Origin of the sequence: Flavihumibacter rivuli (genome assembly GCF_018595685.2) — a bacterium.
In the GTDB taxonomy this organism is placed as follows: domain Bacteria; phylum Bacteroidota; class Bacteroidia; order Chitinophagales; family Chitinophagaceae; genus Flavihumibacter; species Flavihumibacter rivuli.
On record NZ_CP092334.1, the window covers coordinates 657,192 to 679,906 of the forward strand.

The window sequence follows — 22,715 nt, forward strand, 5'->3', positions numbered from 1 at the left end:
CTATTAAGCGTTCGTCCGCCCCACTTGCAGCAATACGAATGTTGTACGCCGCTTTTAGTTAATTTGATTTAGAACTGCTAACATTTTATTTAACTTCAATTCCCGTTCAATTTTATATGTGTCACCCCAAAGCGAAAGTATTTCCGGCATGAGTTGACGCTTGATTGCAATGATAGCCGTTTCCTTAAAACTAGAATAAATAGTTCCTTCTAAATAAAATTGTCCAAAAGCGATTGAAATAATTGCTGCGTCAATGCCCGACATATAACGACTACTTAACTCACTTTCCTTTAAATATGGAGTCAATTTATTTATATCTGTTTCATAAATGTCAAATTTTGGATATCCCCATTTATTTATTTGATCAAATAAGAAATCTGCTGGGTCATCATTTATGTGATTTGTTCTCCAGTCTTTAAAGCCGGCATATGTATCTGCTCCATCGTCATTACCAAAAGGTCCGGTTTCGTCAATAGGGCTGAAATAAAAATCTTCTTTCAATAATACTTTGGCTTTTGGATGAGCTTTGTCAAAAGTGGGTGAATAGTCTGACATATTTTTTGTTTGCTTTTGGGTAGTGGTAATTTTAGGAATGCCAGTACCTTTTTGCGACTTGTCTTTTGTCTGTCCGCAAGCAGTTAAAGTAAAAAGTAAGTATGCTAAAATTTGAGGTCTCATAAAGTGGCGTACAACGTTTTCGGGCTTTGCGTTCGGGCGGGTTTCGAATCACAAAGTTCAATTTATCACTAATGTTTATTAGAGGCACAAAGCTCCAAGTTTGCATGTCACCCCGCCTGACGCAAAACCCGTGTTATGCGGTCGGCTTTCTTTCTCTGTCCACGTCTGGAAATGTAATTTCCTAGTCTTCATTGTAACCTGTCCATTGGTGTTTTAATTTTAAATGTCTGTTAATTTCAATTGTCAACCGTTTAGCTTTTGAATATAATTCTGTCTCTAACTTTTGAATTGAAGGTCTAAAAAATCTATTTGTGTTTATTGTAAAAAGTCTTTCGTCTGCTTTGTCTTTGAGCTTTGCCGTTATTGTGCAATATGTTCGAGTCATTTTCTGTCCGTCCCCAACTGAAATATTTTCGTTTTGTCCGCTAACAACAAGAGCTTGAATTTCGTCTAAGGAAAATATTTTTGAAGCAAATAGACTGTGTCTTGATAATAATGTTTTTGTTGTCTTGTCAATAACTAATAAATTCTTTGTCGGCTGAAAAAGTCTTGACAGTCCTGAAAAAGTTTGTATAACCGCTTGAAACGCTAAAATAAGTCCTGCAATAATTACAATATAACTTGTTGATTTAATTCCTTGTCTTAGTAACAAAAAAGTAGCTACTGACATTGCCAACCCTAATGTCAAGGTTAAAATTATATCAAACTTTTCTTTGGAAGTTTTAGCATAGTCGACAACTACCTTGTCCGAGGTTTCTGTGATTGTAAAATTTTCAATTTGTTGTGTCAAATTTTTTCTCTTATTATTTGTCTGTTGTGTCGTCTTTTAAGCTGCCGCATAACGAAAAAGCATTGGCGATGTGGCGGCATTCATGGCTTTCTCAGCCCTGCTATCAATGCCTGGTAAAGGTAAAATGTTTCAAGTAACCACAATTGCCAAATAGTATTCCATCCGCTGGAACTGTTGCTCAATAGCATTATTTCCGCCCAATGGCCACCTGTCACGCCAGCCATATAGCCAATGCAATGTTGGTGGTAGGCCATTCATGTCAATCGGTACTTTGAATTTTTAAGTCTATTTTATTCTTTAGTCTTTCCGCAAAGGGATAGGGTAATTTTGATGCTTCAAGTACTTTATTTGCAATCTGTAATGCTTCCCTTTCTTGTCCAAGAAAATAACAAAGGCATGCTACTTTTAATGCTAAAATACTGTCATTTTTTATGTATAAGTCTATGTCATTTATAACCAAGTTTAGTAGTTCTGTTGGAGTTTGTACAGATTCCAAATCGGGCAGTATGTCTCTGTTTAATGCAGATTCAATTTTTTCTTTGAACTCATCGAAGGAGGTGAAGTCATTGGAATCCCAGCTCCTTCTAGATTTCTTCTTGTCCCGATGACCTTTATAGATGCAATAGACGATGGCATTTTTTAATTCAAAAGGGAATTCGTTTAAAAATTCATGAACTCCTTTATAATAAATTCCATAGTGTACGCTAAATACAAAATCGTTTTTTACTATTGTCCGGGTTTCGGTCGTAATTATATAGAGTAAATTATTTGGTAGTTCTCTATACCATACAACACCTTTTCTTTTGAAATTATTTCTTTTTAAAAGTGGGTGACACGCCTGAGCCTTTAATTCTTTAACAACATCAAATTTACAATCCTTAATCACGTCGTGTCTATTTTATTGTCAATAGTTTATTTTTTTTAAAAGTTCTATCTCGAAATTGTAAGTTATTCTTGGCTTGCCACCAACGGGCAGGAATTGCCGATGGTGGGAATTAGTATTCCGTCCGCCCGGAACTGCTGCCTGGCGTTTTGATAAAGTTAAAAATCAAGAATTAAAACTGGGCTTTATTCTTCGAGCCCCGAACCGCAGCACAATAGAATTATAGGTAATGATTGCTCCAATGTCCAGCCCCACTATTGGCAATACCAATGTTAGTTGCTGTTATTCGTCGAAGTCAAAAACGAATTCAAAAAGCGTTTCTTTTTAATTTCATGTCTAAGTCGAATAAGTCCGCCGACAAAGAAAACAAGTCCCAAAATGATCTTATAGCCACCTTCTCGAATTATTGGGACAAGATATTTTGTCCCCAAACCATACCAAAAGTATCCGTTGCTTAACTGGATTGTTCCAGCAATAATTGCAACCAGTCCTACGAGTATAAACAAATAAATGAGTGTTCCAAAAATATCGTCGTCGGGTTTGGTTTTTAAATAATAATAGGCTTCCAGATTGTTACTTTTAATTGTTTCAATTAAAAAAGTCTTATCATCTGCAGACAAATTGTCAGAGTCGAGTTTATATCTAAAAAAGTGCCCTAACAAATAAGCTTTGTAAAAGTCGTTGTCGGCAAATTTGTCAATAGAACTTAATGTCTCAAAGTGAATTGGTTGAGATGCAATTGTTTTTGTCCGCTTTAATCTGTCGATGAGATGTTTTAAACTGTCTGTCATACAATAGCAACTAACGAGTAGGGCTTGCTGCTGCGCTGGTATTTTATAACGTCCAGCCCGGAACTGAAGCCCATTAGAATTACTGATGTTGAAGGTAAGAACTAAAGCCGAATAGAATTCCGTCTGACCGAACTGCTGCTGATAGCGAACAAAAGATGAGGATTTATTCGTCAGCTAGCATAGCAGCAAGCCCCATGTTGTACGCTGTTATTAGGAATTATAGTATGCGGTTAATTCATGAGTGTAGTCATTTTCTAAAGGGAAACCAGCTTTAGAAAGGGCTATCAATTTGTCTTTTGCATCTGAGTCTTCTAACATATAATTTATCATATGCTCAAATTTTTCAAGCTCGATTGGAAGATCAGGTATGTCTAAGTTTTTATATAGATGGTATAGCTCTTGAAAATTCATTAATACTTCTCCTGTCATTTCATCATATATTATTGAAGCAGTATCAATGATTTCTTTCCTATTGAAATAGCCAGGAAACGATATAGGATAAAGATTAAAATCGAGTTGCTTATAGCCATCAAAAGAATAATTTTCTCTATTTCTTGTCTTAGCCCCTTAGAAGCCTGGACAAAAATTGTAAATCAATTTAGTCACAGTAAATTTAAGGAACATGGCAAAAACAAAACGTCAATTTACACCTGAAGAGAAGTATAGCATTCTTCAAGAAGCTGAACGGGAAGGTGTAACAGAAACAGCCCGCAAATACAATCTTGCGCATTCGGTACTTAACTATTGGAAGAGGAAGTACCTGGTAAAAGGCAAAGACGGCTTAAAGCCGGGATACAAAAAGGTTGATCCACTGGTACGCTCCCTGGAGGAAGAGAATGCACGTTTAAAAAAGATCATTGCTAACCAGGCACTCGAACTGGAATTTAAAACCGAGCTTTTAAAAAAAAGCGATGCCCATTACCGGAAAGCAGGCAAATGATAGCACGTTACAAAAACAGGGTAAGTATTGAGCAGCTTTGTCAATGGGCCTGCGTAGCCAGGAGCAGCTTGTATTATCAGTCCCATCCCGGAGAAAGGGGCATGAAGCCCAGCAGCCATACCATCGTAGGAAATAATAGCCTGGTTGAAAACAGCCTGGTGGTAGAGCAGATCCGGGCAGTTGTTTCGATGGACTACTGCGTGTATGGGTACCGGAAAGTGACCGAGAGCCTGCGCGATATGGAATACCTGATCAATCATAAGAAGGTGTATCGCTTAATGAAAGAACATCATTTGCTATGTGGTGCTCGAATAAAAGTGCAGGGCAAAAGAAAATGGGTACAGCATAGACGTATTGAAGCCAGGTACCCAATGGAATATTTGTGCCTGGATATCAAATACGTTTGGGTACAGGGTGAAAACCGGTGGTATTACCAACTGGCTATTATGGATGTTTTCAGTCGCCGGATCCTGTGCTGGATTTTTCAACGAAGTGTTCGCCAGACGGATGTCATTGCCCTGATGCGCTGGCTGGACCTTCGATTCGGACTGAAGGGCGTCATCATACGAAATGATAACGGTTCCCAATTTGTTGCAAATAAGGTTCGAGCCGCACTAAAAGCACTGGAAGCACAGCAAGAGTTTACACATGTTGCCACTCCGGAGGAAAATGCTTACATCGAAGCGTTTCATTCCATTCAGCAAAGCGAGCTGATTGACCGGCATTCCTTTTCCAGTTTTTATGATGCAAAGCAGCACATAGAGAAGTACATGCACTGGTATAACGTTAAGCGCAAACACGGGGCTATCGGCTTCCTCACACCAATGCAAAAATGGGCACAAGGTATGTCCTTGTCAGCTGTTAGGCCACAACTTGCGCCGGGGACGGTGGGCTTGTCAAGGCCGGACAGCGAGGGTATGCGGACGGCGTCCGCTTTGTATAGCCTTGACCAGCACACCGAACCGGCCTATCTTTGCCTTACGGATGACCAGGACATCAACGAATCAGTAGCAAACCATTTTGAAAAATCTGTCCAGTTTATAGGGGGTTAAGACATTCTTTCATCGATTAAATCCCAGCTTTCTGTGTCAAAATTGTCCAACCTAGTTAACCCTAAGTTTTCTACGTTCAAACTTTTATAAGTTTTCCAAGTGTCTTGATGTGTCGAAACTGATCTTTTGGAATAACTGATTTTTCCAGCTTGACCTTCTATGTCTATATCTAATTCTACCGTGTAGCTTATTCTTTGAGCACCATTTTTATACTTTTCGTATCCTTTTGGATTCACGGCTTCTAGAATTTCAGGGTTAAAATACTGTTGTGCTTGTCCAACTGAGTATAGTTGGTTCCCTAAGATGGTATTAGTGGCTCTCGCCAGATAAAGTTTCGAATAATAGTTTGTTATTTCAATCCAATGTTCAATTCCCCCATTATATAATCTCCGAGCGGCTAAATAATTATAGAATGCTTTATAAAATGAAAATATAGACTCGTGTAAAAGTGTGCTTCTCAGATGAATGCTGTCCGAATGCGTAATTGGTATATCCAATTTTCCATCTGAAAGCTTACTCGGTAAATCTTTCAAAAAATCTGGGTTAGATTCAAATAGTTGCTTTAAATAAATTGGTAAGTGCCATTCACTCGGCCGAGGTGGAAGACCTTTTCGAATTTCATTTTGATAATCCGTTCCTTTATAGAATTGAATTAGCTTATCTTTTGTCATGCGTAAAATCTTGAAATGAATGCTGTGTCAGAAAATAGCGTACAACGAACAGGGCTTTATGAAGGTTGGGAAATAGAATTCCGTCCACCCGGCGCCGCTGCTGATTAAAAAACTGATGATGAAATTATGTACAAAAGCTCAAGTTTGTTTATCCAGCCCTGAACCACAGTCTGGCTTTGCAATTAGTTGATGTTTACTGGTCCTGCCCAACTTGCATAAAACCCAATGTTATAGGGCGTTTTATCTCCTCCGTCTAAGGGGATTTTATTTCAAGTTCGTTTACGTCTTTGTCAACTTTAATCCATTCAACTCTTTTGTCAATATCGTTGGGAACTTCGCTTGTAATCATAAACAACGGTGTCAAATAGAAAACTTCAACTGTCCGCTTGTTATAACCTAATGCTCCAACATCTTGCATTTGAAACTCCACAGTATTAAAATTCAAGTGTCCGTTTTGATACAAAATTGTTTGTGTCCGCCAAGCACCAGTTAAAAATAAAATCTTCATTGGTCCTGCTATTAAAATCAATGTTAGAACTGTTGTCGGCAGAATAGCGCAAATGATTTTTCGTGTTGTTGTTGTAAGTGTGATGACATTCCAAATTAATGTTAATAGTGTTCCAATTAAGAGTCCGAAGTAAACAATTGACTTTAGCGTTTGGTTTTTTATATCCATACTTGTCAGACTGTCCAACAGAAAAAACACAACTGTCAAGCCGTAAATGATATTTAATATTTTGCTCGTTCTAGTCAAATCGTCGTCGTCTTTAAAGATGCCCTATAACGGCCGGGGCTTTGCGTTCGTGGCGGTATTCAGGGATTCACAGCCCAGCCCTGGTTTAAAGATGATTAGAATTACTGGCGATCAGGGTTTAGGCTTCCGCCGCCATGACGCAAAACCCAGTGTTGCCCGCAGTCGTTTCATTTCAAGGAAATTGTCCGGAACGAATTCTTTCCGTAAGAACTTGTATCTCTCCAAATCGGCTAATCTGACTAAAGTTAACAACAACCACTGATTTTATAGGAAAATCCTCATACTGAGCTACTGACGTAATAAACCAATAGCCTTCTTCAAAATCATCATGCCATGTAGTCATTAATACATCATCCTTGTCTCTAAACCACATTGGCAACTTCATTCCTTCGATCTCTCTTTGCACAATCAAACTATCAAAAAGGTCATCAATCTCACTACCGGCTTTTCCGGTGGCCGACATATAAAGGAGGTTCTTATCAATTGCCATCTCGGCATATCTATTTAAGAGTGGATGGGAAACATCGTCCGCAATAACATATGTCACCCAAGATTCAAGATCAATCCTTTCAATTTCGTTAAGGCTGTCATCTATATCGAAATAAAGGACTTTACGATCATTTATGGTTCCTTGAACTATCTGCATGTAGGTTGCGGGCAACGTAGAGGGTGTTGCTGTCAGTAGGTGTATTTGAAAAACTGCAGCTTGTCTTTCATTCTATCGTTAAAAAAGATAATAAGTTGAAAACAAATTCTTCAGCACCTATTGCAGCAAATCCATGTTGGCTGCTGCATCTTTCAAAGAAAGCCATAGATTTTGATGTTTGGTAAATCTTCCATTACATCAAAAGTCGCTCTGGCTATGTTATAGTGTACATCCTGGTAAAGAGTAGGAAATGTTCTTTTTATACTGTTGAGTCTTGCCTCAAGTGATTTCCTATTAAGTCCACTCATATCTATAGTCAGTTCAAAGTCTTTGGCCATTTTCTTCCAGTCTTTCATTTCTGCTTCGTTCTTCATCAAAGCAGCATATATAGTTGCATTGTCGTGTCTTATTGTAAACAAATGTTCCTTACGAAGAGCAGTTAAGCCGGGAACAATTTTATTTAATGCAGCATTCAGCTTCGATTGCAATTCTGGCAAATGTTCAACCTCATTCTTATTGGGCAGTCCAGCAATAACAAAAATCGGCACTCTCATAATTTGCAGAATGTCGCAGTAGCATCTAACGTATCACGGCTTTGCGGTCGGCGGGGCAATTGTTTTACGTCGTCCCTGGCGACGAGTGCTCAACGGTGTCACTAAAGATAGAAAATTATTCAAAAGCTAAATAGAATTACAGGTGATGACCGACGCTTTGCCTCGCCACCCGCTGTCTCAAAACTGCATTTTGTATGCAGATATTCTTATCCCACTATTTTTTCCAAACTTGCACTTTATAGTTTTTAACGAATGTATCCTTGTCAAACTGTATTGAAAGAGTTTTCGTATAAACAGGGTCTATGTCCGAGCCATAGTCAACGTCAATGTTATAGTAAACTTGTAATGTGCTGTCAAGCTCAGATTGTGGAGGTCCTAGTAGTTCAACTAACTCGTCATATGTCTTACCTTGTAATTGATAGTTTTGAACCAAGTCGTCAATCATGTACTTTCTGTTAGGAAACGTCATTAAGTCTGCGACTTCAGCCCATTTGGTTTTGTCAAACTTTTGCTTTTGATTACAAGAAAATATTGTCACAACACAGACAAGTAGAAATATCTTAGTTATCAGGATTTGTCGCCTTATGTCAAGTTTATTCATTTCAGGAAAATGTCAGAGTAACTTAAGCTTTTGGGTGTCAGTAGTTTGCATAAAACGAACTGGGCTTGCTGTAGTTCTGGATTTTAAGATTATTAGCCCGGGGCTTACGCCAAATAGAATTATGATGTTTAAATTTAGATTTACATTTCAATTAAAACCTGTCTGCCCGAAAATTGGATGGTAGTTGATATGTTGTTGATTGTTCAACTGTATGCCATCATTGCAGGAAACTCAATGTTAAATGTCGTTATTCATAAGCGTAAATTATAGTATAGTCAGAATCCAGATTATTGGACTTTTTCTTATTTGTCCTGGTTGAAGTTACGAATATGAATTTTTGTATCTCCCAATGGTCGTAAATTTTTAAAGTATCCCCGTTGTCTATGATTTTTTCATGATTAAGATCAATTGCAATTGAATTTGATCTTTTGAGATTAATATATATTTCTTCAATAATTGCTGTGTCTTGTAGTAAATCTTTTTTTGAATAAGATAAAATACCTTCTGGATGATATTGCAAAAACTTGCTTATTTGTCCCAAAGAATCAAAAATTAAAGTCGATCTCCTTAAATACTTTACTGTATCGGAATTTTGAATGATACAATTGTCAACTGAGTTAATTGAAGTGGATTCCCCCTGACAATAACTGATGTCAATATCACTAGACTTGTTGATTCTAATTCTTTTTGCATAAGTTTTAGAGACAATGGAAATATTATTTGTCAAGGATAACTTTTTGTCAAATCTGTCTACACATGAGCAAATGCATAAAATATTGACTGCCGATATTATGAGCTTCATAATAGCATGTAACTTACTTTTACCCGATGGGCAATCGGTGAAACATGCCGCCCACTGTAATTGTCTTCATGGTCGCCTCCTTTTCTTTTCGCACTATACTTCCTCTCCATCGGATGCCTTTTCATTTTTGATGCCTGGGCACGGCTTCGCCTGCTCAGTCCCAAAGGGTTGAGTGTCAATACGTCCCTAATTTAATATGCGAATTTTTCTGAAGCAAGGGGAAAAAGACGGTTTTGGGCTTGTCCTGGTATTTTCCGTGAAAACACGGTAGCGGTTTTGGGTAGGGGAGGTGTCGTGGCTTCTGTTATTCCCGTGCCTGCCAAACTTGAACCAGTTCATTTTTGCTCCATCCCGGACAGGGCATTTTTATGCCTCAATCTTTTGCCATGATGGAACCTGTTCAAGTTATTGAAGCACTCTACCGCTATTTTGCGGCCAAGGACGAACCCGGCTTACTTCAGCTGCTGGACGCTGCTGTCCAATGGAAGCAGATGGATGGTTTCCCCGGCAGCGGATCCTATTCCTCGGCCGATGAAGTGATCAAAAAGGTTTTCCGCCGCTTGCAGACGGAATGGCTCGACTGGAAGGCGGTCGTTACCAATTTCCATGCGGCGGGTAGCCATGTTTTCGTGGAAGGGTATTATTCGGGGACCTATGCCCCGACCGGTAAATCCATGCAGGCCGATTTCCTGCATAGCTATGATGTGAAGGAGGGAAAGGTGGTGGCTTTCCGGCAGTATACGGATACGTGGTTGGTGGTAAGGGCGATGATGGGGTAGGGAAAGTAACGCAAAGTCCGCGAAGAGGACGCAGAGGGCGCAAAGGGGATTTCTCTTTGCGTTCTTCGCGCTTTATTACCTGCCGATGCTAAAGCTAAGGCAGGCGAAGCGTACTTTGCGTTACCCCTCTTATTAGCCTAAAACGCCCACGCCACACTCACAATCCCGAAAGTCCCTTCCATCCACGGATTGAACAGGTACCCCGTCACACTCAACTGCTTCCAGCTGAAACCCGTCAGCACCCCGCGCTGGATCTCCAGCTCACTCTGGTAGGCCCTGGTCCTTTGGCCCGTGATCCCGAACCAAAGCCAATCCCGCGGATAGAAATTCAGCTCGGTCCAGTTATAGTAATAAGAGTTCGCCTTGTCATTGAACTCGAACAGGTATTCCATTTCCGAATACAACTCGAACTTGCCCAGCCCCAATGTCGCTTCCAGTCCCGGCGCAATACCATCCGATTGCCCCACCGCCCATCCCAGCATGGGCGTGATCGTATAACTCAGCTTCTTGCCGCCATTAATATTATACCCCGCAAAGAAGGAAATGGTATTCCTGTCCTCGTAATTGTAACGGCTCTCCAGATGCAGCCTGCCCTTATCCGCCTTCACAATGGGCAATATGAACTGGTCATCGGGTATGATGTACCACAATGCCGCCGCTTCCACTTCCCATCCCTTCCCGGAACTATCGGCCTGCTGCGCGTTGGCAATGGAGAGGAAGCATCCCAGTATAACGCTTATGTATAATCGCTTTTTCATCCGCCTAATGCTATGGTTGAAGCTACTAATAGGGCACCGACAAGGGCAAAGACCAATCCCATCGGGAAGGGACGATAGCCCGAACTCCTGCCCAGCTTATAGCCGGTAATGAACAGCAACAACAGGGCAATGGCATTCGAGATCCTGATGGCCTTCTCATAATCCTCCATCAACATAAAGGGTAAGGTAGGAGGGAAGGTGGAAAAGAAGACCAGCAGGAAGATAGCACCTGCGGCTTTCACATCCTTCCAGGTGATCGGGACCTTGTTCGGTGGCTCGGGCAACCTGCCCACTGCCTGGCTGATGCTTTCCAATTCCCCGGGCTGGATGATCGTTTCGATGGCGGGCGGCAGGTAATCGCGGATGACCTGCTCCCTTTCCCCCTTGTCCTGGCTTTGGAGTACGGTCCTCACGGCCGTGATGGTATCCCCCCGTTCTATCAAAAGGGCCATCAGGTACATGAAGCCGTCCACGATGCCCCAGGCGACATTACATCCCAGGGCGGCCCATAGGGTGGTTCGGATATCATCTTTCATGGCAGTGGCCGCACTGATGGAACAGGTAAAAGTAAGTACCATGATCAGGCCGAAGATGATCTCCGAGGTACGGCTGACGGGATCCAGCAAGGGTCCGCGCCTGTTGATGATCCTGATCCAGAAATCCTGTTGTGCCATGGTTTATTGTTTGGTGATTTCCGGTATAAAATAAAACATAATGGCGATAAGGGCATAGAGGGTAATGAGCTGGATGCCCTTGTACCAGTTCGACCTGCCATCACCTGCGATCACGGCCGTGAGCAATACGGCCATGAATACTGCTCCGGATTCTGCTTTGTTGAAGGCCAGGTAAAGGGGTTTAGGCCCCACCGCAAAACTCAGCAATACGATCACCGGCGCCACAAATAAGGCGATCTGGATGGAACTGCCCATGGCTATGCCCATGGTGAGGTCTACTTTATTCTTTCGCGCCATGGCAATGGCCGACAGGCTTTCCGCCGCCCCGCCAATGATGGCCACAAACACGATTCCAATGAACGCAGCGCTCATGCCCAGTTCCCTGCCGGTGCCTTCTGCCGCACCTACCAATACTTCACTCATAAAGGCGGCGCCTACGGAGGCCGCAACCAACACGCCGATTGATTTACCCACTGACCAATAACTTCCTTCCTCACTCGCTTCCCCTTCTTCCTTGCCGGCACTCCGGAAGAAATCGGGGTGGGTCTTGATCATGAAGAAGAGGTAAAGGATATAGGCCAGCAATAAGGCGATCGATAACAGTATATTGAGGTTTTGCTGGTTTTGCTGGTAGGCTTCTTCCGCGCCAAAGAAACGGCTGAAGGCACTCGGGATGATCATACTGGAAATGGCGATGAACATCATGGAGTTGTAGATCCTTACGCTGACGGGATTGTATTCCTGCACATGGTACTTCACGCCACCCACCAGCATCGCAATGCCGGTGGCCAACAGCAGGTTCGCGAGAATGGCCCCGATAAGGGAAGCCAGTACCATCTCATGCAGGCCTTCCTTCAATGCTATAACGGCTATGATCAGTTCGGGTGCATTGCCGAATGTAGCGTTCAGCAACCCGCCAATGGCATCTCCGGTATGGTGGGCCAGGTTTTCCGTGGCTTCCCCGATCAGCTTGGCAATGGGGATGATGGACATGGCCGATGTAAAGAAGATGGTGGAATCCTTTGCCCCGCTCTTTTCCAGGATAAAGGTGATGGGAATGAACGCGAAAAGCCAGAAGACGGATGGCCGCAGCAGGCTTTTGAGAAAGGAGTTGGTGGATGTTGACATGGTATTCTTTATATGGGTTATTCTTGACGGGTTATCTGGTTGGCGGCATACTTGCCGACCAACAGGGCGATGATAACGGCGATGTATAGTTGCCCGGAGACACTGATCAGGATGGCCAGCGATTTGGCCAGTGGGGTCTGGGGTAAAAAATCGCCATAGCCTGTTGTGGTAAAAGTGATGAAGGTGTAATAAACATTTTCGGGAAACATCTCCGTAGATGTTTTGGACGATAAGGCTCCCCCATGGAAATTATAGGCGCCCGCATGCACAGAAGCCAATACGGTAACGGCCAGGGAAAAGGCGAAGCCCAGTAACAAATAGCCGGTGATGGCATCGGCGATCACCCTGGCGGTAACGGACTGGTTGGCTGCCACCTGGCGGATCAGGGCGCTCACGAGGTAGAAAAAGAACAGGAACTGGCAGGTCCGGAAAAGGATCTTCAGCGATTCTAAATTGGCCAGGTTACTGACCCAGACCAAAATGATCAGGGCAAGGGTGATGAACAGCAGGGGCTTACTGGTCTTATGGATCGCATAGGAGGCCATGAAGAAGATCAGGGTGAAGAAGGCGGAATACAGTACCGGGTAAGTGGAAGAAGGGAAGAGGGGTAGAACGAATATGGTGAAACTGGTCAGTAATAACAGTAGGGTGTTGGCAGACAAATAATCAAATATCCATAGATGGGTGAATTTCATCAATGCATGTTTAAGGGAATTTACAATCTATTCCCTTAACTGGCAGGGGTTGGGCTGGGCTTTGTAAACGGTATGCCCTGTTTAACGGTTAAAGCCCGGCATCGGGTGCCGGGCTTTTCTCCTTTTCTAACACTGGTTGCGCTTAAGAGTTCGAATATTCTTCTACGTTAGTATCACTCATTTCGTAAGGTCTTCACCGGGTTGCTCAGTGCTGCCCGCCAGGCATTGAGGCTAACGGTCAGGATGGCTATGCATGCGATCAATAGTCCTACCAGTCCAAACAGGCCGATATGGATGTTCACGCGGTAGGCATAATTGGCCAGCCATTCATGCATCAGCCACCAGGCTGCCGGGATCGCTACCAGGAAGGCAATGCCCACCAGTATGATGAAGTCCTTTGACATCAATACCAGCAAATGGCCAACGGATGCGCCCAATACCTTGCGGATGCCGATCTCCCTGGTGCGCCTTTCAATGGTGGAAGCCACCAGTCCAAACAAACCTAGACAGCAGATAAAGATGGCCAGCCCCGAAAAAGCCAATGCCAGTTTGCCTACCAGCTGCTCATTGTCGAATTTCTCCTGGAAGGCTTCGTCAACGAACTGGTATTGGAAGGGAGTGGCCGGACTGAGTTGCTTATAGGTTTGTTCGATTTGGGCAATGGCCTTGCGTACATCTGCATGCTCAGCAAGGCGGATCGTTGTCATATTGGACCACTTTTCTTCATAATTGATCAGGATCGGCGTAGGTGCTTCATAAGGGGAAAGCATCACCATGTTATCGATGACCCCCACTACGCGCCTGTCCCTGCCTGCCCATTTGATATCCTGCCCAACAGGGTTCTTCAATCCCAACAGTTTCACGGCCTCCTTATTCAGGAGCACGGAATTGGTATCACCCACCTGGAAATCCCTGCCTTCAATCATCCTGGCCTGGACGGTCCCGGAAAAATTGGCGTCGGCAAAGAAAAATCCCAGTACCGGATTATTGTTGACCGGACCTTTAACACTCACCCCTGATGTATAACCGAAGATATCTGTCAGGGGATTGGAAGAACGGCTGATGGAGGCTACCAGGCCCGATTGCATCAACTCATTCCGGAAGGCCGTATAGTTCTGGTTCAGTTGTTCAGAGGAGTGGACCATCACCAGGTTGTCCTGCTTGTAGCCGAGGTCGCGTTGCTGCACAAACTGGATCTGCCGGTACACGATGATGGTGGCAGAGATCAGGACAATGGAAACGATGAACTGCCCGGTCACCAACAGCTTCCTGGGAAGGGATGCGCCCTTGCCGCCTGCATAAGTGCCTTTCAGCACTTTTACCGGTTGGAAGGCGGAGAGGAAGAAGGCTGGATAGCTTCCTGCTACAAGGCCTGTTCCTATTATGATGGCTATGATCACCAGCCACAAATTGGCATGGTGATAAGGAATGCTGATCTCAGTCTTCAGCAGGGCATTGAATCCGGGTAATACCAGGTAGAAGAGTACTACTGCCAGCAGGAAGGCGATAAAGGCCACCAGGATGGATTCAGCGAGGAACTGGAAAAGCAACTGCGCTTTCTCTGAGCCCAGGGTCTTCCGGATGCCTACTTCCTTGGCCCTTTTCTCCGACCGGGAGGTGGAAAGGTTCATGAAATTGATACAGGCGATCACCAATATGATGATGGCGATCCAGGTAAAGAGCTTCACATAAGCGATGCGTCCCCCCGTATTCTTTCCTCCCTTGAATTCTTCATATAGTCTCCACTTGGCCATGGGATGTAGGGTAATGCTTCCCCTGGTGGTAGGATTGGGATCTTTTACCCTCGACCTGATCAAATTCATGATGGAGCTTTCCAGTTTTTGGGGTTGGGCTCCGGCCTTGGTTTTCACATATACGGCCAGGTTGCAGTTGATCCAGTCATTGGCAGCTTGCTGGAAAAAGGGGGAACTACTATTTACGGGTTCCAGCACGTCAAACTGGATGCTGGAGGTCTTTGGCAGATCCCTGATCACGGCACTGACCGTGGTGTTCCGTTTATTGTTGACCATTACCTGTTTGCCCAGGATATTGGTAGAGCCAAACAATGCCCTGGCAGTACTTTCGGTCAGGATGAGCCCATCGGTTTGACTGAAGCCTGTTGCATTGCCTTCAATGAACTGGTGGGTGAAGAGTTTGAAATAGTCCGGTGTAGCCTGCACCACCGTTTTCTTCAGCATGATATCGCCATTGGTGTACAGCGCCTGCTCGGGGAAGGTCAGTGCCGTAGCGGCTTCAATTTCGGGGATATTGTCCTTGATGGCCCCGGCCAGCGGGTACATCATATCGGGACCGGTATTGATCTCGCCATTGAAATCGCGGTGCGAAAAGATGTGGTAGATGTTCTGGTAGTGTTCATTGTGCTTGTCCCAGGACCTTTCCTGGTACACCCATAACAGGATCAACATCGTGCAACACATGCCAATGGCCAGTCCTGCGATATTGAGGAGGGAGAACGCTTTGTTCTTGCGTAGACTGCGCCAGGCCAGCTTGAAATAATTAAGGATCATAGGTATAATGTTATTGCTTGCAAATGGCAGATGGTTTGCCATTTTCCCAAGCAGAATGATGCCAGTTTTTTAATTGCCTGAAAATCTTTGAGTTATGAATTTTTAATAGGGGAGGGACTGTCCGCTTTTGGTACAGTTAGCGTTCGAATTTAAAACAGGATAATTTGGTAGGTTTACCCGCCGAAGCGAAGCGAAGGCGGGCGAACTTTGCGTTACATTCCTATCCCCCCAACTACCTTGAGCTGTATGCCTTTTCCAGCACCCTCCATAACTCCCGATTTTTTCGTAACTTATAACTGCTCTTTATTTCTTCACCCATAATCTAGGCATATGAACCTCCTTCAACGCATTGAACATTGGGGTGATATGCACCATCCACGGTGGATGGACATTGTACGCATTGCCCTGGGCATTTTCCTCTGTATCCGCGGGCTGCAGTTCCCGGCCAATATGAGTGATATGATGGCGGATGTGAATGCCAACCTTCCCATGCCTTCCTTCGCATTAGTGGTGCTGGGTCACTACATTTTCCTTGCCCACCTGATGGGTGGTATCCTGCTGATCCTGGGGGCTTACACCCGTATCGCCTGCCTGATCCAGATCCCCATCCTGTTGGGTGCGCTATTTTTCGTGAATAGCGGCCAGGAATTGTTCCGGCCTTTCCCCGCCTGGTTTGTACAGGTGCTCGTCTTGGGATTGCTGGTCTATTTCCTGGTAGCCGGTGATGGACCCTGGTCCATGAAAGAACCCGACCGCCGAACCGGGGCCTGAAAAAAAACTTAGCGCCCTTCGCGGTCCTTTGCTTGCCGATGCCAAAGCTAAGGCAGGCAAAGCGTTACCTAACGAAAACTAAAATAATTTGGCACAGCCAAAGCGTTGCGCTCTTATAAAACCCCTCAAAGGCTCTGCTACCTTTGTGCCTTTGCGTACCGTCGCGTCTTTGCGTGAATCATACTAATTCCAAAAAAAAAACCGGGAACAACGTCCCCGGTCTTAGTGGCTGGTAAGCAAGCAGCAGTAAAAAGCAGTAAGCTTTGGTCATAAAGGGTTAAAATAGAGCCCTTTCAGGAATAAAAGACCAACCGGTTTTACGGAATGCTGCTTACACCAAAAATATTTTTTAGAGCACCATCAGGCTGCACCCCCTGATATCCGAATTGTCCAGGCGCCCCAGCACCTCGAAGCCGCCCCCGGGATAAAGTTTCCCCATATCATCGGTGGCAATGAAGGCACAGGAGTCGATATTCACCAGGTCGATCACATTGATCACCCCGTTCAGGCTCTTCCTGTCCCCCGGCGTGGCCGCCCATAGCCGGAAGGGATCGTCTTCTTCCCTTAATACCACCTTCATCCATGGCGGGCAATGGAAGATGCCATTATCCTGGGAATAGGCCTGCGACAACAACTCGGTCATCCCATATTCCGAATGGATCCGCGCCCCACGCAAGCCCGACTGCAGGATGGCATGCAGTTCCGGCCGGGTCATTTCCTTCCGCCTTCCCTTCATGCCCCCGGTCTCCATGATCACCGTATGCTTCAGCGCCATGGGGAACTGCTCCGCAAAATCGAGCAGGGCAAAAGTGACACCCAGCAGGAGGGTGGGCTGTCCCGCCGCTTCCAGCCGCGAGAGGGTGTCATGCAATCTTTCATAATCATATAGGTAGAAGCCGCTATCGGCATGCCCCGAAGCCTTGATCAGGGCATCGGCCATCACCACCAGGGAGGAATGTTGCCTTTCAAGGTAGGCAGGTAAAAGGCCAATGATGCACCAGTCGGTGGGCTCGCCATAGAACAAACGGAAGCCCTCCATGAAGTTCTTTTGATAAAGTTCCAATGAGCGTACATAGTGCCGGCTGTTGATGGTCTGGGTGGTACCGCTGCTTTCGAACCAAGTCTCGGCCTCAAATGTTCCTGTTGTGATGGCATGGCTTTTGAAAAAGCGGATGGGCAGGAAGGGGATATCGGTGAGTTGGTGTACCTGTTCCGCAGGCCGGTGGATGGCCTTGCAATACTCCCGGTATACCTTGTTGTGTTGGTATTGGTAACGGAAAATAGCCAGTGCCAGCGGCTCAAAATCATCCGGCCCGGTTAGGAAAATTTTATGAATCAATTCGCTTCGCATGTTAGGTTAATCGCCGGCTTGTTGATAAATTCGTTCACAATATAGATCGCTTATGCTCAGGAAATTGGTACCCGTATTGGTCTTGTTCGCTATCACGACGAGTTGCAGCAAAGATAAATTCCAGACCACTCCGTCCATCTCCATCAAGGAAGAAACTAGTATTGTTCCGGTGGGGGGTACCCTTTTTGTGCGCATGGAATACACCGATAAGGAAGGGGATGTAAGCCGCGGCTCCCTGATCTATCTTCCTGAACTGCTCAATACCCGCAGGCTGGCGCCCAATGTGCCGCCCTATGCACCCATCAATCTGCCGGTGCCTGATTTCCCGGACAATGATAAGGGGGAGATCGAACTCAACCTCGATTGGGTGAATATCTACAAGGAGATCCAGGCCCGTCCCGGCCAGGACAAGAACGATACCATCCGCATTAAACTGGTGGTGATGGATCGGGAGAACAATACCAGCGATACCGCTGTTACCGGTACTATTGTCCTGCTGGGTCAATAGGTTTACACCATGAAGTCCTTCGTTGATTTCTTTCTCTTCAGTGCTTTGTTCATCGCCTGTTGTGCGGTTGCCTTATGCATGGAAACCAATCTCCTGCTGGGCTTGCCAACCAACCATTGGTCGGTCTATGCCTTTGTGTTCGGCGCCACCCTGGTACAATACAACCTCCATTATTTCTTCAAGCCCGATAAGCCCATCATCACCGAGCGGGCCAGGTGGACCGCTGCCAATCGCAACAACCAAGTCCGGATGCTGGCCATCGGGGGACTTATGGTCCTGGTAAGTTTGTGGTGGCTGCAACCGCGGCATTTCCTGGTGATGGTGGTACTCGCCATCCTGGCAGCACTCTATTCTTTTCCCTTACTACCGTTCAGGCGCAAACGCTTAAAGGAATATGGCGGCCTGAAGATCATCCTGCTTTCCCTCGAATGGACCCTGGTCACGGTCTGGTTCCCGGTGGACCAAACGGGACTCGACCCGGCTGATTTCTGGCTGGTGATGGTCCGTCGTTTCATTTTTATGTGGGTGCTCTGCCTGGCCTTTGATATCCGCGACCGGGAAGTGGATGCACTGGATGGCATCCGGACCCTGCCCGTAAGATGGGGGGTAGGGCGTGCTTACCTGTTTACGGATATCGCATTAGGGTTCTTTGTGCTATTATCGGCATGGCAGCTCGCCCGCACCGGTGCCTTCGCCTTCTTCCATGCCATGCTGCTCTCCGCCTTGTGTACCCGTATCGTCATCCAGGCCACCAAAAGAATGAACAACGACTACCTCTACCTGGCAGGGGTGGACGGAATGATGCTGTTGCAGGCCTTGCTGGTGGTCATCGGAACCATCTAGTCTTTATCTTTGACCGCTAAATGATCAGCTATGGCCAAGAGTAAAGCTGCCCGTAAGGCAGAAAGCATATTGAATGAGAGATCACACCAGTTCCTCCGTAACTACCTGAATACCCCTTCTCCTGTAGGCTTTGAAACCGCCGGCCAGCGCATCTGGCTGGATTACCTGAAGCCTTATGTGGACACGCATTTTGTAGATCCCTACGGAACCGTTGTAGGCGTGGTGAACCCCGATGCCCCTTTCAAGGTGGTGATCGAGGCGCACGCCGATGAGATCAGCTGGTTCGTGAACTATATTACCCCGGAAGGATTGCTCTACCTCAAGCGCAATGGCGGGGTGGACCACCAGATCGCCCCTTCGCAAAGGGTATTCGTGCATGGTAAGAAAGGACCCGTGAAGGCCGTCTTCGGCTGGCCGGCCATCCATACCCGCCTGGGTAATGCCGACCAGAAAGAGCCAGTGGCCAAGGTGGAGAACCTTTTCCTCGACTGCGGTGCCCGGAGCAAGAAAGAAGTGGAAGACCTCGGCATCCATGTAGGGGCAGTGGTGACCTACCAGGATGGGTTCGATGAACTGGCGAATGATTATTATATCGCCCGCGCCTTCGATAACCGTATCGGTGGCTTCATGATCGCGGAAGTGGCAAGGTTGCTGAAAGAGAACAAGAAGAAACTGCCCTATGGTTTGTACGTGGTGAATGCAGTTCAGGAAGAGATCGGCCTTCGCGGCGCTGAAATGATCGCCCGCCGGATCAAGCCCAATATCGCCATCATCACCGACGTGACCCATGATACCTCCACGCCCATGATCAGCAAGATCATTGAAGGCGATGTGGTTTGCGGCAAGGGTCCTTCACCCACCTATGGACCTGCCGTGCATAATAAATTGTTGTCGCTGGTGCAGGAGGTGGCGGAAAAGTCCGGTATCCCGCTGCAGATGCGCACCGTAAGCAGGAGTACCGGTACCGATACCGATTCCTTTGCCTATGCCAATGATGGTTGCCCATCTGTGCTGATCTCCATCCCGCTGCGGTACATGCACACCACCGTGGAAATGCTGCACAAGAGCGATATCGAGAACACCATCAAGCTCATGTATGAGACCTTGCTGACGCTCAGTCCCAAGACCAACCTCAGCTACCTGTAATTGCGGTTATAGGTGACTGTTAGAACGAAAAAATTATTTACATCATTACTGAATAGAAAATACAACCCAATGATCCGAAACGACTGGACCAAGGAAGAGATCAGAGAAATCTACAATACCCCGTTGCTCGAGTTGATCTACCGCGCAGCGACCATCCACCGCGAGTACCAGGATACGGCAGAGGTGCAGGTATGTACACTGCTGTCCATCAAGACCGGTGGTTGTCCCGAAGACTGTGCCTATTGCCCACAGGCGGCCCGCTATAACACAGGGGTGGATGTACATGCCCTGATGAAGACCGATGAGGTGCTGGACTATGCCCGCAAGGCGAAGGAAGCCGGTAGTACCCGTTTCTGCATGGGTGCGGCCTGGAGGGAAGTGCGCGATAACCGCGACTTCGACCGTGTGCTGGATATGGTGAAGGGTGTGAATGAACTGGGCATGGAAGTGTGCTGTACCATGGGCATGCTCACCGAAGAGCAGGCTAAGAAACTGCATGATGCTGGTCTCTATGCCTATAACCACAACCTCGATACGTCAGAAGAACATTATGCCGATATCATCACCACACGTACGTATGATGATCGCCTGAAAACGCTTAACAACGTTCGCAAAGCGGGTATCAGCGTTTGCAGCGGTGGTATCATTGGCCTGGGGGAAACGCATGAAGACAGGATCGGTATGCTGCATACCCTGTCCACCCTGCCCCAGCATCCGGAATCCGTTCCCATCAACGCACTGGTACCGGTGCAGGGCACTCCCTTGCAGCACAACAACAAAGTGGATGTATGGGATATGGTGCGCATGATCGCGACAGCACGTATCCTGATGCCTGGCACCATGGTGCGCCTCAGTGCCGGCCGCAACGACATGAGCCTCGCCGAACAGGCGCTCTGCTTCATGGCTGGTGCCAACTCCATCTTTGCAGGTGATAAACTGCTGACCACGCCCAACCCATCCTTCGATGACGATAACATGATGTTCCAGTTACTCGGACTCAAACCAAGGGAAGCCTTCAAGGAAGCCGCGCATTGTCATTAGTGATATCCTTTGCGTTCTCTGCGGTTCTTTGCGGACTTTGCGTTACAAAAACTAATGCAAAGTCCGCGAAGAAACGCAATGTGCGCAAAGTTACTTCTCGAAACTCACCACCACCCCAAACTGGTTATACCCCTTCCCGCCCTGGTAATTCGCATGGCTGTACCGGATACTCCACCGGGGTTGCAGGAAAGCCGCCCCATAACTGAACCCCGTTAGCCCATTGGCGCCATTGGGAATGTTCAGCTCCCTTCTCCTTAAATGATTGTAACCGGCACTCAACTCCAGCTTATCCCCGATGAAGAACTGGGTGGCAAACACAAAATGTTGCAAGGCCTTTTCAAAGCCATTATCCGGTGGACTAACCCCCACCTCTGCATTGAAGGTGGTGTCGTTGTAATTCAAGATCAACCGGTGTAAGTGATGTGCCGTAACTGAAAATTGGATCGGTGCCTTGGCCAGTCTTTTCGTGACACCCAACTGCAGGTCAAATGGCAGGTTGTCCTTGGCCGTTCCCTCATAGGCCTTTAACTGGAAGCCCATATTCTTGGCCACCAGTCCCACCTGCAGCAAGCGGCTGCTATCATAATAGTTCACCCCAAAATCCATGGCCAGTGCACTGGAGCGGTACAGGCCGTAATCCGACTGGATGAACTTGATGCCCATCCCATAATGCCATCGTTCCAGGTATTGCCTGGAGGCATTCACCTGCACCACGAAATCCCTGGGCTTGAAACTACCCTGGATATTCCCCGCAGCATCCGTTTGGGTGATATTGCCGTAATTAAAATACTGGATATGCCCGGAAAAACTGGTCTGGATCGACTCCTGGTGGTAAGCACCGGCAAGATGGTATTGCTGTACCTGCGACTGGATCCCGGAAAATACGGCCTGCATTTGTCCATGCATTTCCTTTCGCACCAGGGCAGGGTTTTGGAAGCCCATACCACTTTCGCGGCCGATGACGGAGATATTCTCCCCGCCGAGGGCGGTCACCAATGGGGTAGCCGGGAAACGCAGGAAATTGTAAACAGTAGAACCGCCAAGTGTTTGGGCGCCGGCCATTCCCGTCATTACGAGGCCCAATGCCAGCAACAAAACTTTCCTTGCCATTCTTGAAAATTGGATACCCATCGGGCGTTAAGATAGGAACAAATCATGCATCCGGTGATCCTGTGCACCAGGAAGGGGAGAAAAAAGAAATCCCCCATTGAAATGGGGGATCATTAACCCTTAAAACAACCAACATGAAAAATTTCAATATATACTAACGCAAGTTGCTTTGTTTTGTTTAAAAAAAATGCTACCAAAACGTCACAATATATAGCCAAAAG

General features: G+C 46.2%; 25 protein-coding genes. 8 read left to right on the top strand and 17 right to left on the bottom strand.

Going from position 1 to position 22,715, the window contains the following annotated elements:
* Positions 1-54: 54 nt before the first annotated feature.
* The 5 genes from KJS94_RS02885 to KJS94_RS02905 form a co-directional block, all read right to left on the bottom strand.
* A complete protein-coding gene (locus KJS94_RS02885; RefSeq protein ID WP_239804269.1) occupies positions 55-678 on the bottom strand; it encodes a hypothetical protein in 624 nt (207 codons plus the stop codon).
* A 181-nt stretch (positions 679-859) separates the two neighbouring features.
* Positions 860-1,468: a hypothetical protein gene (locus tag KJS94_RS02890; RefSeq protein ID WP_214449548.1), complete on the bottom strand. Its 609-nt coding sequence runs from the start codon at positions 1,466-1,468 to the stop codon at positions 860-862.
* A gap of 259 nt (positions 1,469-1,727) precedes the next feature.
* Positions 1,728-2,354 carry a DUF4304 domain-containing protein gene (locus tag KJS94_RS02895; RefSeq protein WP_214449549.1) on the bottom strand — a complete coding sequence of 209 codons (627 nt, stop codon included), beginning with the start codon at positions 2,352-2,354 and terminating at the stop codon, positions 1,728-1,730.
* A gap of 269 nt (positions 2,355-2,623) precedes the next feature.
* Positions 2,624-3,142, bottom strand: coding sequence for a hypothetical protein (locus tag KJS94_RS02900; RefSeq protein WP_214449550.1), 519 nt, complete (start codon positions 3,140-3,142; stop codon positions 2,624-2,626).
* A 210-nt stretch (positions 3,143-3,352) separates the two neighbouring features.
* Positions 3,353-3,571 carry a hypothetical protein gene (locus KJS94_RS02905; protein ID WP_214449551.1) on the bottom strand — a complete coding sequence of 73 codons (219 nt, stop codon included), beginning with the start codon at positions 3,569-3,571 and terminating at the stop codon, positions 3,353-3,355.
* Between the two features lie 193 nt (positions 3,572-3,764).
* Here KJS94_RS02905 and KJS94_RS02910 point away from each other — a divergent pair, with 193 nt between their 5' ends.
* Entirely contained in the window at positions 3,765-4,082 is a 318-nt protein-coding gene (locus KJS94_RS02910; protein ID WP_214449558.1) for a transposase, read from the top strand.
* The gene (locus tag KJS94_RS02915) at positions 4,079-5,134 is read left to right on the top strand and encodes an IS3 family transposase (RefSeq protein ID WP_214449559.1); all 1,056 of its coding nucleotides are present in this window, start codon (positions 4,079-4,081) and stop codon (positions 5,132-5,134) included. Before KJS94_RS02910 ends, KJS94_RS02915 begins: the two co-directional genes overlap by 4 nt.
* Here KJS94_RS02915 and KJS94_RS02920 read toward each other — a convergent pair.
* From KJS94_RS02920 to KJS94_RS02940, 5 genes are all read right to left on the bottom strand, one after another.
* The gene (locus KJS94_RS02920; protein ID WP_214449172.1) at positions 5,131-5,805 is read right to left on the bottom strand and encodes a hypothetical protein; all 675 of its coding nucleotides are present in this window, start codon (positions 5,803-5,805) and stop codon (positions 5,131-5,133) included. The genes KJS94_RS02915 and KJS94_RS02920 overlap by 4 nt on opposite strands.
* Positions 5,806-6,058: 253 nt before the next feature.
* Positions 6,059-6,481 (bottom strand): hypothetical protein, encoded by a 423-nt coding sequence (locus tag KJS94_RS02925; RefSeq protein WP_214449171.1) that lies wholly within the window; start codon positions 6,479-6,481, stop codon positions 6,059-6,061.
* A gap of 250 nt (positions 6,482-6,731) precedes the next feature.
* On the bottom strand, positions 6,732-7,205 hold the full coding sequence (locus KJS94_RS02930) for a DUF7684 family protein (protein WP_214449170.1): 474 nt from the start codon (positions 7,203-7,205) through the stop codon (positions 6,732-6,734).
* 152 nt (positions 7,206-7,357) lie between these two features.
* Complete coding sequence (locus KJS94_RS02935; protein ID WP_214449169.1) at positions 7,358-7,759, bottom strand: hypothetical protein; 402 nt, start codon at positions 7,757-7,759, stop codon at positions 7,358-7,360.
* Between the two features lie 848 nt (positions 7,760-8,607).
* The gene (locus KJS94_RS02940) at positions 8,608-9,087 is read right to left on the bottom strand and encodes a hypothetical protein (RefSeq protein WP_214449168.1); all 480 of its coding nucleotides are present in this window, start codon (positions 9,085-9,087) and stop codon (positions 8,608-8,610) included.
* Between the two features lie 461 nt (positions 9,088-9,548).
* Here KJS94_RS02940 and KJS94_RS02945 point away from each other — a divergent pair, with 461 nt between their 5' ends.
* On the top strand, positions 9,549-9,941 hold the full coding sequence (locus KJS94_RS02945; RefSeq protein WP_214449167.1) for a nuclear transport factor 2 family protein: 393 nt from the start codon (positions 9,549-9,551) through the stop codon (positions 9,939-9,941).
* Positions 9,942-10,078: 137 nt separating this feature from the next.
* On the opposite strand, the gene KJS94_RS02950 is transcribed toward KJS94_RS02945, so the two are convergent.
* From KJS94_RS02950 to KJS94_RS02970, 5 genes are all read right to left on the bottom strand, one after another.
* Positions 10,079-10,699 carry a hypothetical protein gene (locus tag KJS94_RS02950; RefSeq protein WP_214449166.1) on the bottom strand — a complete coding sequence of 207 codons (621 nt, stop codon included), beginning with the start codon at positions 10,697-10,699 and terminating at the stop codon, positions 10,079-10,081.
* Positions 10,696-11,373, bottom strand: a complete 678-nt coding sequence (locus tag KJS94_RS02955) for a VIT1/CCC1 transporter family protein (protein ID WP_214449165.1) — start codon at positions 11,371-11,373, stop codon at positions 10,696-10,698. Before KJS94_RS02955 ends, KJS94_RS02950 begins: the two co-directional genes overlap by 4 nt.
* 3 nt (positions 11,374-11,376) lie before the next feature.
* On the bottom strand, positions 11,377-12,501 hold the full coding sequence (cax, locus tag KJS94_RS02960) for a calcium/proton exchanger (RefSeq protein ID WP_214449164.1): 1,125 nt from the start codon (positions 12,499-12,501) through the stop codon (positions 11,377-11,379).
* A 17-nt stretch (positions 12,502-12,518) separates the two neighbouring features.
* Positions 12,519-13,196 carry an ion channel gene (locus KJS94_RS02965; protein WP_214449163.1) on the bottom strand — a complete coding sequence of 226 codons (678 nt, stop codon included), beginning with the start codon at positions 13,194-13,196 and terminating at the stop codon, positions 12,519-12,521.
* Positions 13,197-13,369: 173 nt separating this feature from the next.
* Positions 13,370-15,724 carry an ABC transporter permease gene (locus KJS94_RS02970; protein WP_214449162.1) on the bottom strand — a complete coding sequence of 785 codons (2,355 nt, stop codon included), beginning with the start codon at positions 15,722-15,724 and terminating at the stop codon, positions 13,370-13,372.
* A 330-nt stretch (positions 15,725-16,054) separates the two neighbouring features.
* On the opposite strand from KJS94_RS02970, the gene KJS94_RS02975 reads away from it, so the two are divergent.
* Positions 16,055-16,495 (top strand): DoxX family protein, encoded by a 441-nt coding sequence (locus KJS94_RS02975; protein WP_214449161.1) that lies wholly within the window; start codon positions 16,055-16,057, stop codon positions 16,493-16,495.
* 349 nt (positions 16,496-16,844) lie between these two features.
* Here the strand turns inward: KJS94_RS02975 and KJS94_RS02980 are convergent, their stop codons facing one another.
* The gene (locus KJS94_RS02980; RefSeq protein WP_214449160.1) at positions 16,845-17,846 is read right to left on the bottom strand and encodes a LuxE/PaaK family acyltransferase; all 1,002 of its coding nucleotides are present in this window, start codon (positions 17,844-17,846) and stop codon (positions 16,845-16,847) included.
* Positions 17,847-17,898: 52 nt separating this feature from the next.
* Here KJS94_RS02980 and KJS94_RS02985 point away from each other — a divergent pair, with 52 nt between their 5' ends.
* From KJS94_RS02985 to bioB, 4 genes are all read left to right on the top strand, one after another.
* Entirely contained in the window at positions 17,899-18,354 is a 456-nt protein-coding gene (locus tag KJS94_RS02985) for a hypothetical protein (RefSeq protein WP_214449159.1), read from the top strand.
* 9 nt (positions 18,355-18,363) lie between these two features.
* Complete coding sequence (locus tag KJS94_RS02990) at positions 18,364-19,197, top strand: UbiA family prenyltransferase (RefSeq protein WP_214449158.1); 834 nt, start codon at positions 18,364-18,366, stop codon at positions 19,195-19,197.
* Between the two features lie 30 nt (positions 19,198-19,227).
* Positions 19,228-20,343, top strand: coding sequence for a M42 family metallopeptidase (locus tag KJS94_RS02995; protein ID WP_214449157.1), 1,116 nt, complete (start codon positions 19,228-19,230; stop codon positions 20,341-20,343).
* A gap of 69 nt (positions 20,344-20,412) precedes the next feature.
* A complete protein-coding gene (gene bioB / locus KJS94_RS03000) occupies positions 20,413-21,384 on the top strand; it encodes a biotin synthase BioB (protein WP_214449156.1) in 972 nt (323 codons plus the stop codon).
* Between the two features lie 90 nt (positions 21,385-21,474).
* Here bioB and porQ read toward each other — a convergent pair whose 3' ends face one another.
* Complete coding sequence (gene porQ, locus KJS94_RS03005; protein WP_214449155.1) at positions 21,475-22,494, bottom strand: type IX secretion system protein PorQ; 1,020 nt, start codon at positions 22,492-22,494, stop codon at positions 21,475-21,477.
* Positions 22,495-22,715: the final 221 nt, after the last annotated feature.

What these genes read in the sequence shown, in the direction of transcription:
- KJS94_RS02885 (WP_239804269.1), bottom strand. Translation starts at nt 678, where the DNA reads ATGAGACCTCAAATTTTAGCATACTTACTTTTTACTTTAACTGCTTGC.
- KJS94_RS02900 (WP_214449550.1), bottom strand. Translation starts at nt 3,142, where the DNA reads ATGACAGACAGTTTAAAACATCTCATCGACAGATTAAAGCGGACAAAA.
- KJS94_RS02905 (WP_214449551.1), bottom strand. Translation starts at nt 3,571, where the DNA reads ATGACAGGAGAAGTATTAATGAATTTTCAAGAGCTATACCATCTATAT.
- KJS94_RS02910 (WP_214449558.1), top strand. Translation starts at nt 3,765, where the DNA reads ATGGCAAAAACAAAACGTCAATTTACACCTGAAGAGAAGTATAGCATT.
- KJS94_RS02915 (WP_214449559.1), top strand. Translation starts at nt 4,079, where the DNA reads ATGATAGCACGTTACAAAAACAGGGTAAGTATTGAGCAGCTTTGTCAA.
- KJS94_RS02920 (WP_214449172.1), bottom strand. Translation starts at nt 5,805, where the DNA reads ATGACAAAAGATAAGCTAATTCAATTCTATAAAGGAACGGATTATCAA.
- KJS94_RS02925 (WP_214449171.1), bottom strand. Translation starts at nt 6,481, where the DNA reads ATGGATATAAAAAACCAAACGCTAAAGTCAATTGTTTACTTCGGACTC.
- KJS94_RS02930 (WP_214449170.1), bottom strand. Translation starts at nt 7,205, where the DNA reads ATGCAGATAGTTCAAGGAACCATAAATGATCGTAAAGTCCTTTATTTC.
- KJS94_RS02935 (WP_214449169.1), bottom strand. Translation starts at nt 7,759, where the DNA reads ATGAGAGTGCCGATTTTTGTTATTGCTGGACTGCCCAATAAGAATGAG.
- KJS94_RS02945 (WP_214449167.1), top strand. Translation starts at nt 9,549, where the DNA reads ATGATGGAACCTGTTCAAGTTATTGAAGCACTCTACCGCTATTTTGCG.
- KJS94_RS02950 (WP_214449166.1), bottom strand. Translation starts at nt 10,699, where the DNA reads ATGAAAAAGCGATTATACATAAGCGTTATACTGGGATGCTTCCTCTCC.
- KJS94_RS02955 (WP_214449165.1), bottom strand. Translation starts at nt 11,373, where the DNA reads ATGGCACAACAGGATTTCTGGATCAGGATCATCAACAGGCGCGGACCC.
- cax (WP_214449164.1), bottom strand. Translation starts at nt 12,501, where the DNA reads ATGTCAACATCCACCAACTCCTTTCTCAAAAGCCTGCTGCGGCCATCC.
- KJS94_RS02965 (WP_214449163.1), bottom strand. Translation starts at nt 13,196, where the DNA reads ATGAAATTCACCCATCTATGGATATTTGATTATTTGTCTGCCAACACC.
- KJS94_RS02970 (WP_214449162.1), bottom strand. Translation starts at nt 15,724, where the DNA reads ATGATCCTTAATTATTTCAAGCTGGCCTGGCGCAGTCTACGCAAGAAC.
- KJS94_RS02975 (WP_214449161.1), top strand. Translation starts at nt 16,055, where the DNA reads ATGAACCTCCTTCAACGCATTGAACATTGGGGTGATATGCACCATCCA.
- KJS94_RS02980 (WP_214449160.1), bottom strand. Translation starts at nt 17,846, where the DNA reads ATGCGAAGCGAATTGATTCATAAAATTTTCCTAACCGGGCCGGATGAT.
- KJS94_RS02985 (WP_214449159.1), top strand. Translation starts at nt 17,899, where the DNA reads ATGCTCAGGAAATTGGTACCCGTATTGGTCTTGTTCGCTATCACGACG.
- KJS94_RS02990 (WP_214449158.1), top strand. Translation starts at nt 18,364, where the DNA reads ATGAAGTCCTTCGTTGATTTCTTTCTCTTCAGTGCTTTGTTCATCGCC.
- KJS94_RS02995 (WP_214449157.1), top strand. Translation starts at nt 19,228, where the DNA reads ATGGCCAAGAGTAAAGCTGCCCGTAAGGCAGAAAGCATATTGAATGAG.
- bioB (WP_214449156.1), top strand. Translation starts at nt 20,413, where the DNA reads ATGATCCGAAACGACTGGACCAAGGAAGAGATCAGAGAAATCTACAAT.
- porQ (WP_214449155.1), bottom strand. Translation starts at nt 22,494, where the DNA reads ATGGCAAGGAAAGTTTTGTTGCTGGCATTGGGCCTCGTAATGACGGGA.